This is a genomic window from Mycobacterium sp. IDUB_9, from assembly GCF_055419505.1.
Genome location: NZ_JBVAXU010000002.1, coordinates 859,171 through 872,082, shown reverse-complemented (window position 1 = coordinate 872,082; position 12,912 = coordinate 859,171). Strand labels below are relative to the sequence as shown.

The following is a 12,912-nucleotide window of genomic DNA, read 5'->3' as shown; positions in this document are numbered from 1 at the left end:
CACCCCGGTACGCCGAAATATTGACGGCAAAGAAATCAAGTTCCGGGATTGAATCCCTGACCTGCCAGGTTGTCCGCCAGGCGAACGCTACTGCGCGAGGTATCCCCCGTCGACAGGCAGCACTGCGCCGGTGATGAAGGAGGCGTCGTCAGAGGCAAGGAAGACGATGGCACTGGCCACTTCGGCCGGTTCGCCGAGACGGCCCATCGGATGCATCCGCTCGATCGTGGCCAGGTATTCCGAGCCGCCCGGCTGTTGCGGAATCCGCTTGACCGCGTCGGTCCGAATCGTCCCGGGGGCAACGGCGTTGACTCTGATTCCCTGGTCGGCCCACTCGACCGCCAGATGCTTGGCCAAGCCGGTGGCGATGAACTTGGCGGGGCCATAGGCCGCCTGCCGTTTCTGGCCGGCCAGTCCGGAGATCGAGGAGAGGCAGACGATGGCGCCACCACCGGTTGGCAGCATCGCTTCGATCGCGAACTTGCACGTGAGGAACATGCCGCGCCCGTCGATGGCCATCACCTCGTCCCACCCGGCGGCAGTCACCTCCATCACGTCGCCGAGCGGGATGACCCCGGCGTTGGCCACCAGCACGTCAAGAGCTCCGAAGCGGTCGACTGCCGCCGCGATCATCCGCCGGGCGTCGTTCTCTACCGAGACGTCGCCGATGACTGTCTCGACCTCGGCGCCGGCGCGCCGCAGTTCGTCGGCCAGCGCCAGCAGCGGCTCACCCTGAATATCGGTCAGGGTGAGCCGCGCGCCCTCGCGTGTGAAGAGCTCGGCAGTCGCCCGACCGATGCCGAAGGCGGCCCCGGTGATCACAGCAGACTTCCCGAGAAGGCGGTTCACGGCGCCATCGTCGCACTGTTGATCGACAACGACGGTCCTTAATGGAAAACGAGAACGGGCCAGGACTGTCGTCCTGGCCCGTTCTCAACCGGTGGAGCTGCCGGGAATTGAACCCGGGTCCTACGGCACTTCCTCGAGGCTTCTCCGTGCGCAGTTCGCTGTGCCTCTACTCGGATCTCTCAGTCACGCGAACAAGCCGAGATGACGATCCCAGTCGCTGTTTGATGTCCCCACGGATCCCGCGACCGAACCCGTGGGTGGGTCCCTCTAGCTGATGCCAGGGTCCGGGCCGAGGGCGCTCCCGGTCTGACAGACACGCAGTCGCTTAGGCAGCGAGTGCGTAGTCGCGCTGATTGGAATCGGCGCTTAATTGGTTGCAACGACGCTTACGGTGGTCATTTGCCTGCACCGGCACGCTTCCCTTGATTCGATGCGCGAAGTCGAAACCGATCAGCCCCTCGCATCCCTGCCGAGTCTCGGCAGGACAGTCAATGGTACGTCAGACCCAACGGCGAACGCCAAGTCATTATTCCGAGGCATTTTCGTGTCGCTTGCGGGGTAGAGGAACCGGAACTACATGCCCTTGGCGCGGCGACCCAGCTCACGGGTGATCTCCCGATCGGCATCCCGTTTGGCCAGGTCCTGACGTTTGTCATGGGCCTGCTTACCGCGGGCCAGCGCCAGTTCGACCTTGACCTTGCCGTCGGAGAAGTACATCGACAGCGGCACCAGCGTCAGGTTGCCGTCACGGATCTTGCCGATCAGGTTGTCGATCTGACTACGGTGCAGCAGCAGCTTGCGGTTGCGTCGCGGGGCATGGTTGGTCCACGTGCCGTGGTGGTACTCCGCGATGTGCACGTTGCGCAGCCAGATCTCACCGTCGTCGACGGTGGCGAACGCGTCGGCCAGCGACGCCTGGCCTTCGCGCAGGCTCTTGACCTCGGTACCCATCAGCGCGATACCGGCCTCATAGGTGTCGAGGATCATGTAGTTGTGCCGCGCCTTGCGATTGCTGGCCACAATCTGCTTATTGCCGGCGGGGCTGGATTTCTTGGTCGCCACTAGCTCACGATTACCTTCGGATGTAGAGCCGCAGTGTCACGTACGCGGTAACCCCGGACATCGCCAGACCGAGGAACAGCATCCATGGTGCGCTGAAGTAGAGGACGTCAGCGTAGTCGACCCTGGCAATCAAATTCGACTGATAAAACTGGTCGAGCGCTTTCTCGAGGAACACCGCTCGCACCACGATCAGCCCGACGATCGCGATCACCACACCGATCAATGCGGCGATCATCGCTTCCACCAGGAACGGCAGCTGTGTGTACCAGCGGGTCGCACCGACCAGGCGCATGATGCCGATCTCGTTGCGCCGGGTGTAGGCAGCCACCTGAACCATGTTGGCGATCAGCAACACCGCACCGATCGCCTGCACCAGCGCCACCGCGAAGGCGACGCTACTGAGACCGTCGAGCACGGCGAACAACCGATCGATCAAATCCTTCTGGTTGAGCACATTGAGCACGCCGGGCTGCCCCTGCATCGCCTTGTCGAACGCGTCATGCTGCTCGGGGTCGTTGAGCTTGACGATGAACGATGCCGGGAACGCATCCTTGCCCGCGACATCCTTGTACTGCGGGAACTTCTTGATCGCGTCGTTGTAGGCCTGCTCACGATTGAGGAAGCTCAGCGAGCGCACGTCGTCACGGTCGTCGATCATGCGGTACAGCGCCTTGCACGCATCGGCGTCGCAGTTGGGGTCGTTGGCCGAGATGTCGTCGGTCAGGAACACCTGGCTTTCGACGCGATCGAGGTAGATGTCACGGGACTGGTCGGCCAGCCGCACCACCAGCAGACCGCCACCGAACAGGCCGATGGAGATGGCGGTGGTCAGGATCATCGCCACCGTCATCGTGACGTTGCGGCGAAGCCCGGTCAGAACTTCATTGACAAGAAAACCGAAGCGCACTTAGCGATCCATTCCGTAGACGCCGCGCTGCTCATCACGGATCAGCCGGCCGAGTTCGAGTTCGACGACCCGCTGGCGCATGGAGTCGACGATGTGATGGTCGTGGGTGGCCATCAGCACCGTGGTTCCGGTGCGGTTGATCCGTTCCAGCAGGTCCATGATGTCCTTGCTGGTCTCCGGATCCAAGTTTCCGGTGGGCTCGTCGGCGATCAGGACCAGCGGACGGTTGACGAAGGCCCGCGCGATGGCGACACGCTGCTGCTCGCCACCGGACAGCTCGCTCGGCAACCGGTTGGCCTTGCCGGACAAGCCGACCATCTCCAGCACGTCCGGAACCACCCGGTTGATCACCTCGCCGCGCTTGCCGATCACCTCGAGCGCGAACGCCACGTTCTCGAACACGGTCTTCTGCTGCAACAGCCGGAAGTCCTGGAACACGCAGCCGATGACCTGACGCAGGCTCGGGACATGCCGGCCGGCGAGTTTGTTGACATGAAACTTGGACACCCGGATGTCACCGGAGGTGGGCGTCTCGGCCGCCAGCAGCAGCCGCATGAACGTCGACTTGCCCGAACCCGACGGGCCGATCAGGAAGACGAACTCACCCTTGTCGATTTTCAACGAGACATCGTCGAGCGCTGGGCGCGCCGAAGACTTGTAGTGCTTCGTCACGTGGTCGAGGGTGATCATCACGGCACGCCAGTGTAGCGGGGCGGAATCATCCGGCAGGTCAGGCTATCGCGGCAATGTCGGAGCCATCGGCTCCTGGCCCGGTTGCTGCTGTTCGACCGTGGGGCTCGGTGCCGGCCCCGGCAGCACCGGCAAAGTGATGGGCGGGAGCAGTCCCGGACCGTCCGGATCGAACACCGTCGTCCGGGGCGCCCCGGGCAGTGGCGTGGTTGTGGGACTCGTCGGCATTCCGGGAATCGTGGTCTCGGTCGTCCCGGGGGTCTCTGTCGGCGTCGTCGTCTCCGGGGTGGTGGTCTCGGTCGTCTCCGGCGTCTCCGTCGGCGTCGTCGAGCGAGGCGTCTGCAGCTTGGTCCGCGGCACCCAGGTGTAGTCGGGATCGGGCACGAACCCGGGCGGAACCACCTGGGTGTCGGGCGAGGGCGGGGTGGTCTCCTTGGGCCGGTACTCCTGCTGCACCCACGACAGCGCGATGAACACCACGACCAACACCACTGTCGACGTGCGGAGGCGGCCGACACGGCTGCGCCAGAGTTTTTCGGCAGCGGTGGTCGCCCGCGAGAAGTCGAGTTTCACTTCTTCGGCTCCTGAGTCGTCGCCGGCGGTGTCGCGACCGTCTCAGCGACCGCGTCCGGATGCATGACGTCGCCTGCCGCGGCGATCGTCCCGTCTGAAGACGTCACCACTCCGGCACGCCGGAGTGCCCGCACCACCCGCACCCGCAACCGCCGGCCCACGTCGAACTGTTTGCCCGGCAGGGTGCGTGCCACCATCCGGAGGTTGACGGTGTCGACTCCGATGCTTTCGACGCCCATCAGCTGCGGCTTGTCGAGCAGCAGCTTGGACAGCTCCCCGTCCTCGGCGGCCTTCTCGGCGACATCGTTGAGCACATCGTTGACCACGTTGAGGTCGGCACTCACCGGTACCGGGATGTCGACGACCGCGCGCGCCCAGTCCTTCGACAGGTTCAGCGACTTGACGATCTGTCCGTTGGGCACGGTGAACATCTCGCCTTCGGAGGACCGCAGCTTGGTGACCCGGAGCGTGACGTCCTCGACCGTGCCCTCGGCTTCGTTGGCCGCGGCGATCGTCAGCCTGACGAGATCACCGAAGCCGTACTGCTTCTCGGTGATGATGAAGAAGCCGGCCAGCAGGTCCTGCACGATGCGCTGGGCGCCGAAACCGAGCGCGGCACCGAGCACGGCGGCCGGGGCGACCAGGGATGCGATGGGCACCGCAAGCGCATCGGTGACCTCGACCAGCACGATGATGAACAGCACCGCCACCGACACCCAGGAGATCACCGAGGCGACGGCTTGGCGGTGCTTGGCGCTCTCCGACCGCACCAGCTGGTCGCTTTCCTGGTATTCGGCGTCGATTCGGCGCACCACGCGTTGCGCGGCCCAGTTGATGAAGCGTGCGGCGAGCAGACCGCCGATCAGCAGCAGGGCGATGTGCAGTCCGGTGGTCAGGATCCACACGCCGATCTCGCCGTGCCAGAAATCGTGCCAGCGGTCGGCGAGGGGAAGGGCGAGCACGGTATCAGTCATCGTCGATCAGTCGTCGTCGTCTTTTCTGTTGCGCCATCTGATCCCCGCTTCCAGGAATCCGTCGATGTCCCCGTCCAGCACCGTGGCCGGATTTCCGACCTCGTACTCGGTGCGCAGGTCTTTCACCATCTGATAGGGGTGCAGCACGTAGGACCGCATCTGGTTGCCCCAGGAGCTGCCGCCGTCACCCTTGAGCGCGTCCATCTCGGCACGCTCCTCCAAACGCTTGCGTTCCAGCAGCCGTGCCTGCAGAACCCGCATCGCCGCGACCTTGTTCTGCAGCTGCGATTTCTCGTTCTGGCAGGTCACCACGATGCCGGTGGGAATGTGGGTGAGCCGGACAGCGGAGTCGGTGGTGTTCACCGACTGTCCGCCCGGACCGCTGGACCGGTACACGTCGACGCGCAGGTCGCCTTCGGGGATCTCGATGTGGTCCGTGGTTTCCACGACCGGGAGTACCTCGACGTCGGCGAAGGACGTCTGCCGCCGGCTCTGGTTGTCGAACGGGCTGATCCGCACGAGTCGGTGGGTGCCCTGTTCCACCGAGAGGGTGCCGTAGGCGAACGGAGCGTGCACGGCGAATGTCGCGCTCTTGATGCCCGCCTCCTCGGCGTAGGACGTGTCGAACACCTCGACCGGGTAGTCATGCTTCTCGGCCCATCGGATGTACATCCGCATCAGCATCTCGGCCCAGTCGGCGGCGTCGACACCGCCCGCGCCCGAGCGGATCGTGACGACGGCTTCCCGCTCGTCGTACTCGCCCGAGAGCAGGGTGCGGACCTCGAGGGTCTCGATCTCCTCGCGGAGTTTGGTGAGCTCGGCATCGGCCTCGACGAGAGCTTCGGAACCGTCTGCTCCCCCTTCTTCGTCTGCGAGTTCGAACAGCACCGGCAGATCCTCGACGCGCTGACGGAGGTCCTGCACCCGGCGCAGTTCACTCTGCGCATGGGAGAGATCACTGGTGACCTTCTGGGCCCGCGACTGGTCGTCCCAGAGGTTCGGATCGGAGGCCTGCTGCTCGAGCATGTCGATCCGCTGGCGCAGGCCATCGATGTCGAGCACCCGCTCCACTGTCGTCAGGGTGGTGTCGAGTGCGGCTACGGCGGCTTGGCGGTCTGGATCCACGAATGTTCAGGGTACCCGGCGGCATTTCGGCGGCAGTTCTCTCCGACTCGCGGCAGCGCAGACGATCTGTGTTTAAAGTCGGTTGGTACCCGGCCCAGCACGCCGTCAGCCGGGTCTGTGACGGTTTTTCCGCTCGTACGAAGGCAGGGTATGCGCCCATATCACGTAGCGATCGTCGGCTCCGGCCCCTCGGGATTCTTTGCTGCCGCATCGCTGCTGAAGTTCGCCGATCTACCCGACTCCGATCGCGATGTGCGAGTCGACATGCTCGAGATGCTGCCGACCCCGTGGGGGCTGGTGCGCTCGGGAGTCGCGCCCGACCATCCGAAGATCAAGTCGATCAGCGCGCAGTTCGACAAGACCGCGGCCGATCCCCGATTCCGGTTCTTCGGCAACATCAAGATCGGCGAGCACATCACCCCGGCCGAGTTGGCGCAACGCTATGACTCGGTCATCTATGCGATCGGGGCTCAGTCCGACCGGGCCCTGCACATCCCCGGGGAAGAGTTGCCCGGCAGCGTGGCCGCGGTTGATTTCGTCGGCTGGTACAACGCCCATCCGCATTTCGACGGCATGGCACCCAACCTGGCGGGCGGGCGGGCCGTGGTCGTCGGCAACGGCAACGTCGCCCTGGACGTGGCGCGCATCCTGGTCAGCGACCCACAGGCCCTGGCCAACACCGACATCGCCAACCACGCGCTGACCTCGCTGGACACCCGCGGGGTGGAAGAAGTCGTCGTGATCGGACGCCGGGGTCCGTTGCAGGCGACGTTCACAACGCTGGAACTGCGCGAGCTGGGCGACATGGAGGGGCTCGGCGACGTCGACGTCATCCTCGATCCGGCCGATTTCGCCGGCATCAGCGACGACGACCTCGAAGCGGCGAGCAAGACCGTCAAACAGAACATCAGGGTGCTACGCAAGTACGTCGACGAGCCACCTCAAGAATCCAAGCGGCGCATCGTGTTCCGTTTCTGCACCTCCCCCATCGAATTGCGCGGCGAGGACCGAGTCGAGTCAATTGTGCTGGGCCGCAACGAACTTGTCCGCGATGCCAACGGGCGGGTGGTGGCCAAGGACACCGGTGAGCGCGAGGAGCTGCCGGTCCAGCTGGTGGTGCGAGCGGTGGGTTACCGCGGCGTGCCCACCCCGGGGCTGCCGTTCGACGAGCGCTCCGGCACGATTCCGCATACCGGCGGCCGAATCGACGGCAGCCGTAACGAATACGTGGTGGGCTGGATCAAGCGGGGACCGTCCGGCGTGATCGGCAGCAACAAGAAAGACTCACAGGACACGGTCGACACGTTGCTGGAGGATCTTCGGGCCGCCGGAGTGGACGAGCGCGGCTCCGAGTACAGCATCGAGCTTGCCGAATGGCTTTTGGAACATCAGCCGAAGCTGGTCACCGGCGAACACTGGCAGCTGATCGACGCGCACGAGCGCGCGGCCGGGGAATCAGTCGGCCGGCCCCGGGTGAAGCTGGCCAGCGTGGCCGAGCTGCTCCGGATCGCGCACGCCTGAAATCGGTCGGCCGACCTCCTAGGGCTTCCACGCCCCCAGAGTCCCCGGCGGACCCTCTGGCCCCGGGGGCCCACCAGGCGCCATAGCCCACTTGTCCGGGTTGCTCGGCGAGTAGACCACCGGGAACAGCGCCCCCATCGTCGGCCAGTCGTTCACGTCGACAGCCATGCGCTGATACACGACATGCTCGTTGACGGTCGGCCCGCTGATGACGCCGGTGATCGTGACGTACTGCTCCCCCGTGGCGTCCGGACGGGGGCTCACCCCGGTCACCAGCAACGTGCCGTGCGCCAGTTCACCGCGAATTCCGCGACGCCGCATGATCCGTGGCGCCAACAGCAGGACGAGAGCGCCGACGAGCAAGAGGAGTATGCCGATTTCCCACACCAGGCCATGGTAGGACTTCAGCCATGAGCACCATCGCAGATGACTTGGCATTGGCCCTCGAATTGGCCGATCAGGCCGACGCACTCACCATGGATCGCTTCGGCGCCCTGGATCTGCGCATCGAGACCAAGCCCGACCTGACCCCGGTCACCGATGCCGACCGCGGAGCCGAGGAAGCCCTGCGCGCATCGCTGGCCGCGGCGCGCCCCGGCGACACGGTGTTCGGCGAAGAGTTCGGTGGCACAACGACATTGACCGGTCGGCAGTGGGTGATCGATCCGATCGACGGGACCAAGAACTTCGTCCGCGGCGTGCCCGTGTGGTGCACGTTGATCGCGTTGCTCGAGGACGGCGTCCCGACCATCGGCGTGGTGAGTGCACCGGCGCTCGCACGCCGGTGGTGGGCCGGGCTGGGCCAGGGCGCATTCGGCTCCTTCGCGGGGGCAACCCGCAAACTGTCGGTGTCGGGCGTCACCGACCTTGCGTCGGCAAGCCTGTCGTACTCGGATCTGACCACCGGCTGGGAAAACCGCCGGGACCGATTCGTCGAACTCACCGATGCGGTGTGGCGCGTGCGGGCCTACGGGGACTTCTGGTCGTACTGCATGGTCGCCGAAGGTGCGGTCGACATCGCCTGCGAGCCCGAGGTGAAGCTCTGGGACATCGCCCCGCTGGACATCTTGATCCGCGAGGCCGGCGGCACGTTCACCAGCATCGACGGTGAGCCCGGGCCGCACGGAGGCAGTTCGCTGGCCACCAACGGGCCACTCCATGACGCGGTCGTCGCCAGGCTTTCGGCGGGGTGAGTTCAGGGCGGGTTCCCCCGCCGATGCGCTGTGAGGTTGGTAACAGATGCCATACCTTACTCCGGAGTAAGATACGGTCAGATGCGTCGCCACGACCAACAGAGGCAGCTGACATGACCAACACCCTGCCGTCCAAGAACGGCACTCCCACACGTCCCTCCAGCTCCGGCCGGCAAAGCGCGGTCGGATTGCACAAGCACAAGCGCACCGCGACCGATATCGGTTTGGCGCTGATCACCCCGATCGTCGGCCAGGAATTCCTGGATCGCTACGGTCTGCGCGATCCGCTGAACCGCGGTCTGAAATACGGTGTGAAGCAAGCGTTTTCCGCCGCGGGCGCCGCCACCCGGCAATTCCAGCGCGTCCAGGGCCTGGGCAAGGCGCCGACCCGGCTGAAGGCCAGCGGGGCCGACTACTTCGACCTCACCCCCGACGAAGACCAGCAGATGATCGTCGAGACGGTCGGGGAATTCGCCGCGGAGATCTTGCGGCCTGCTGCCCATGACGCCGACGCTGCCGCCGCCTATCCCGCGGATCTGATCGCCAAGGCCGCTGAACTGGGCATCACCGCGGTCAACGTGCCCGAGGACTTCGACGGCATCGCCGAACATCGCAGCACGGTGACCAATGCACTCGTCGCCGAGGCTCTGGCGTACGGCGACATGGGCCTGGCCCTGCCGATCCTGGCGCCCGGGGGCGTCGCCTCGGCACTGACCCACTGGGGCAGCGCGGATCAGCAGTCCACCTACCTCAAGGAATTCGCCGGCGAGAACGTCCCGCAGGCCTGCGTCGCGATCGCCGAACCCCACCCACTGTTCGACCCCACCGCGCTGAGGACCACCGCGGTACGCACCCCCAGCGGCTACCGCCTGTCCGGCGTCAAGTCATTGGTGCCGGCCGCCGCCGATGCCGAATTGTTCATCGTGGCAGCGCAATTGAACGGTAAGCCGGCAATGTTCATCGTCGAGGCCTCGTCACCGGGTCTCACGGTCAAGGCCGACCCGAGTATGGGCATCCGGGCCGCGGCGCTGGGTCAGATCGAGCTCGACAACGTGGCCGTGCCGCTGGGCAACCTGCTCGGTGAGGACGGAGCTACGGATCAGGACTACAGCGACGCCATCGCCCTGTCCCGGCTGGGCTGGGCCGCATTGGCTGTCGGCACCTCGCACGCGGTGCTCGACTACGTGATTCCTTACATCAAGGAACGTCAGGCGTTCGGTGAGCCGATCGCCCACCGCCAGTCGGTGGCCTTCATGACCGCCAACATCGCCATCGAACTCGATGGCCTGCGCCTGATCACGTGGCGCGGCGCCGCCCGCGCCGAGCAGGGGCTGCCGTTCGCCCGCGAGGCGGCACTGGCACACAAGCTCGGTACCGACAAGGGCATGCAGATCGGCCTGGACGGCGTGCAGCTGCTGGGCGGTCACGGTTACACCAAGGAACACCCGGTCGAGCGCTGGTACCGCGATCTGCGGGCCATCGGCGTCGCCGAAGGTGTCGTTGTCATCTGACTGCGGCGTCCTCTAAACGGTTACCCAAGCGAAAGACTAATCATGGCAATCAATCTGGAAATGCCTCGCAAACTGCGGGCGGTCATCGAGAAGGGCCACCAGGGCGCCGCCGAGATGCTTCGCCCGATCTCGCGCAAGTACGATCTCGCCGAGCACGCCTACCCTGTCGAGCTCGACACCCTGGCCACCCTGTTCGAGGGCATCTCGAGCGCGAAGACGATCTCGTTCGCGGGCGCCGAGGCGTTCCGCGACGACGCCAACGGCAAGGGCGAGAAAGTCACCGTCAACGGCGCCAACATGTCCGCGCTGCTCAACGCGCTCGAAATCAGTTGGGGCGACGTCGCCCTGCTGCTCTCGGTGCCGCGTCAGGGCCTCGGTAACGCCGCCATCTCCTCGGTGGCCACCCCCGAACAGCTCGAGAGCCTGGGCAAGGACGTGTGGGCCGCGATGGCCATCACCGAGCCTGGCTTCGGCTCCGACTCGGCGGCGGTCACCACCACAGCGGTGCTAGACGGCGATGAATACGTGATCAACGGCGAGAAAATCTTCGTCACCGCGGGTTCGCGGGCCACCCACATCGTGGTGTGGGCGACACTCGACAAGTCGTTGGGGCGGGCGGCCATCAAGTCGTTCATCGTGCCGCGCGAGCATCCCGGCGTGACCGTCGAGCGCCTGGAGCACAAGCTGGGTATCAAGGCGTCCGACACCGCGGTGATCCGTTTCGAGAATGCCCGCATCCCCAAGACCAACCTCCTGGGCGATCCGGAGATCCACGTGGACAAGGGTTTTGCCGGGGTCATGGAGACCTTTGACAACACCCGGCCCATCGTGGCGGCCATGGCGGTCGGCATTGCCCGCGCCGCCCTGGAAGACCTGCGGGCGATCCTCACCGACGCCGGCATCGAGATCTCCTACGACAAGCCGGCCCATGCGCAGAGCGCCCCCGCGGCGGAGTTCCTGCGGATGGAGGCCGACTGGGAAGCCGGCTACCTGTTGACCGTCCGCTCGGCATGGCAGGCAGACAACAGCATCCCCAACTCCAAGGAAGCCTCCATGGGGAAGGCCAAGGCAGCCCGGGTCGCCAGCGACATCACCCTCAAGGCCGTCGAGATGGCGGGCACCACGGGCTATTCCGAGCAGACCCTGCTGGAGAAGTGGGCCCGCGACTCCAAGATCCTCGACATCTTCGAAGGCACGCAGCAGATCCAGCAGCTGGTGGTCGCCCGCCGCCTGCTCGGGCTGTCCTCTGCCGAACTGAAGTAGTTTTCTTCTCTCCCGCAAGCGGGAGGCCCCCAGCAAACTGCCCAAAACCGCATGGTTTTGGGCAGTTTTGCGTCTGCTCGGCCAACTAGGGTGACCGGCGACTTCTGACCAACAGACGCAAAACCCCCCGAATCTCGCAAGATTCGGGGGGTTTCACGTCTGCTCGCGCTACGAGAGCGAGCGGGAGGGACTTAGCCGAGCACCCGCTGCAGGTCCGGAACCATGGCCTGCAACTGCTGACCCCAGTAGGCCCAGTTGTGGGTACCGGCGTCCGGGAAGTTGAACACACCGTTGGTGCCGCCTGCGGCGATGTAGTTGTCCTGGAAACTGCGGTTGGTCTTGATGGTCAGGCCTTCGAGGAAGGTGGCCGGCAGGTCGCCGCCACCCAGCTCGTTGGGCTGGCCGTTACCGCAGTAGATCCAGAGCCGCGTGTTGTTCGCGACCAGCGTCGGGATCTGCACCATCGGGTCGTTGCGCTTCCAACCGCTGTTCGGATCCTCCGTCGGACCCCACATGTCGTTGGCCTTGTAGCCGCCGGCATCACCCATGGAGATGTTGATCAGGAACGGCCACCAGCCCTCGGAGGGGTTCAGGAAGCCCGACATCGAGCCGGCGTAGATGAACCGGTCGGGGTGGTAGGTCGCCAGGATCAGTGCGGCGGAGCCGGCCATCGACAGACCGACCGCGGCGTTACCGTTCGCCGCGACATCGCGGTTGGCGGCCAGCCACTGCGGCAGCTCGCTGGTCAGGAAGGTCTCCCACTTGTACGTGGTGCAGCCCGCCTTACCGCAGGCCTGGTTGTACCAGTCGGCGTAGAAGCTGGACTGACCACCGACCGGCATGACCACCGACAGGCCGCTGTTGAGGAACATCTCGAACGCGTTGGTGTTGATGTCCCAGCCGTTGAAGTCGTCCTGGGCACGCAGGCCGTCGAGCAGGTACACCGCGTGCGAACCCGGCCCACCGCTCTGGAACTGAATCTTGATGTCGCGGCCCATCGACGGCGACGGAACCATCAGGTACTCCACCGGCAGACCAGGGCGGGAGAATGCTCCCGCGGTCGCCGATCCGCCGGTCACTCCGATCAAGCCAGGCAGCATCAGCGCTGCCACAGCCGCCACCGTCATGCGGCGTGCCCAATGGCCACGAATCTTGTCAATGAAGGTCATACTGCGAATCCATCCGTCTTCCGGGTCAATTACGCCCTTTTGTGCGATCAGCGATCAACATCGCCAAGCAGCCCC

13 protein-coding genes and 1 other RNA gene are annotated in these 12,912 nt (G+C 65.3%); 4 read left to right on the top strand and 10 right to left on the bottom strand.

Annotated features, from left to right (window positions below; genetic code table 11):
• Nucleotides 1–87: 87 nt before the first annotated feature.
• From ACZY08_RS12835 to prfB, 8 genes are all read right to left on the bottom strand, one after another.
• A complete protein-coding gene (locus ACZY08_RS12835) occupies nucleotides 88–849 on the bottom strand; it encodes an SDR family NAD(P)-dependent oxidoreductase (RefSeq protein WP_463744494.1) in 762 nt (253 codons plus the stop codon).
• An 89-nt stretch (nucleotides 850–938) separates the two neighbouring features.
• Nucleotides 939–1,307: a transfer-messenger RNA gene (ssrA, locus tag ACZY08_RS12830) on the bottom strand.
• 115 nt (nucleotides 1,308–1,422) lie between these two features.
• Complete coding sequence (smpB, locus tag ACZY08_RS12825; RefSeq protein WP_064929252.1) at nucleotides 1,423–1,911, bottom strand: SsrA-binding protein SmpB; 489 nt, start codon at nucleotides 1,909–1,911, stop codon at nucleotides 1,423–1,425.
• 10 nt (nucleotides 1,912–1,921) lie between these two features.
• Nucleotides 1,922–2,818, bottom strand: a complete 897-nt coding sequence (gene ftsX, locus ACZY08_RS12820; protein WP_166903838.1) for a permease-like cell division protein FtsX — start codon at nucleotides 2,816–2,818, stop codon at nucleotides 1,922–1,924.
• The gene (gene ftsE / locus ACZY08_RS12815; protein WP_064896558.1) at nucleotides 2,819–3,508 is read right to left on the bottom strand and encodes a cell division ATP-binding protein FtsE; all 690 of its coding nucleotides are present in this window, start codon (nucleotides 3,506–3,508) and stop codon (nucleotides 2,819–2,821) included.
• Between the two features lie 45 nt (nucleotides 3,509–3,553).
• On the bottom strand, nucleotides 3,554–4,081 hold the full coding sequence (locus ACZY08_RS12810) for a hypothetical protein (protein WP_463744495.1): 528 nt from the start codon (nucleotides 4,079–4,081) through the stop codon (nucleotides 3,554–3,556).
• A complete protein-coding gene (locus ACZY08_RS12805) occupies nucleotides 4,078–5,055 on the bottom strand; it encodes a mechanosensitive ion channel family protein (protein WP_463744496.1) in 978 nt (325 codons plus the stop codon). The genes ACZY08_RS12810 and ACZY08_RS12805 overlap by 4 nt, the downstream gene beginning before the upstream one ends.
• Nucleotides 5,056–5,061: 6 nt before the next feature.
• Entirely contained in the window at nucleotides 5,062–6,180 is a 1,119-nt protein-coding gene (prfB, locus tag ACZY08_RS12800; protein ID WP_463744497.1) for a peptide chain release factor 2, read from the bottom strand.
• A 150-nt stretch (nucleotides 6,181–6,330) separates the two neighbouring features.
• Here prfB and ACZY08_RS12795 point away from each other — a divergent pair, with 150 nt between their 5' ends.
• Complete coding sequence (locus ACZY08_RS12795) at nucleotides 6,331–7,701, top strand: FAD-dependent oxidoreductase (RefSeq protein ID WP_463744498.1); 1,371 nt, start codon at nucleotides 6,331–6,333, stop codon at nucleotides 7,699–7,701.
• 18 nt (nucleotides 7,702–7,719) lie between these two features.
• Here ACZY08_RS12795 and ACZY08_RS12790 read toward each other — a convergent pair whose 3' ends face one another.
• Nucleotides 7,720–8,088, bottom strand: coding sequence for a hypothetical protein (locus tag ACZY08_RS12790; RefSeq protein WP_463744499.1), 369 nt, complete (start codon nucleotides 8,086–8,088; stop codon nucleotides 7,720–7,722).
• A 23-nt stretch (nucleotides 8,089–8,111) separates the two neighbouring features.
• Here ACZY08_RS12790 and hisN point away from each other — a divergent pair, with 23 nt between their 5' ends.
• From hisN to ACZY08_RS12775, 3 genes are all read left to right on the top strand, one after another.
• Entirely contained in the window at nucleotides 8,112–8,894 is a 783-nt protein-coding gene (hisN, locus tag ACZY08_RS12785) for a histidinol-phosphatase (RefSeq protein ID WP_463744500.1), read from the top strand.
• Between the two features lie 113 nt (nucleotides 8,895–9,007).
• The gene (locus ACZY08_RS12780; RefSeq protein ID WP_463744501.1) at nucleotides 9,008–10,405 is read left to right on the top strand and encodes an acyl-CoA dehydrogenase family protein; all 1,398 of its coding nucleotides are present in this window, start codon (nucleotides 9,008–9,010) and stop codon (nucleotides 10,403–10,405) included.
• 42 nt (nucleotides 10,406–10,447) lie between these two features.
• The gene (locus ACZY08_RS12775; RefSeq protein WP_463744502.1) at nucleotides 10,448–11,668 is read left to right on the top strand and encodes an acyl-CoA dehydrogenase family protein; all 1,221 of its coding nucleotides are present in this window, start codon (nucleotides 10,448–10,450) and stop codon (nucleotides 11,666–11,668) included.
• A 191-nt stretch (nucleotides 11,669–11,859) separates the two neighbouring features.
• On the opposite strand, the gene ACZY08_RS12770 is transcribed toward ACZY08_RS12775, so the two are convergent.
• Nucleotides 11,860–12,837 carry an esterase family protein gene (locus tag ACZY08_RS12770; RefSeq protein ID WP_463744503.1) on the bottom strand — a complete coding sequence of 326 codons (978 nt, stop codon included), beginning with the start codon at nucleotides 12,835–12,837 and terminating at the stop codon, nucleotides 11,860–11,862.
• Between the last annotated feature and the right edge of the window lie 75 nt (nucleotides 12,838–12,912).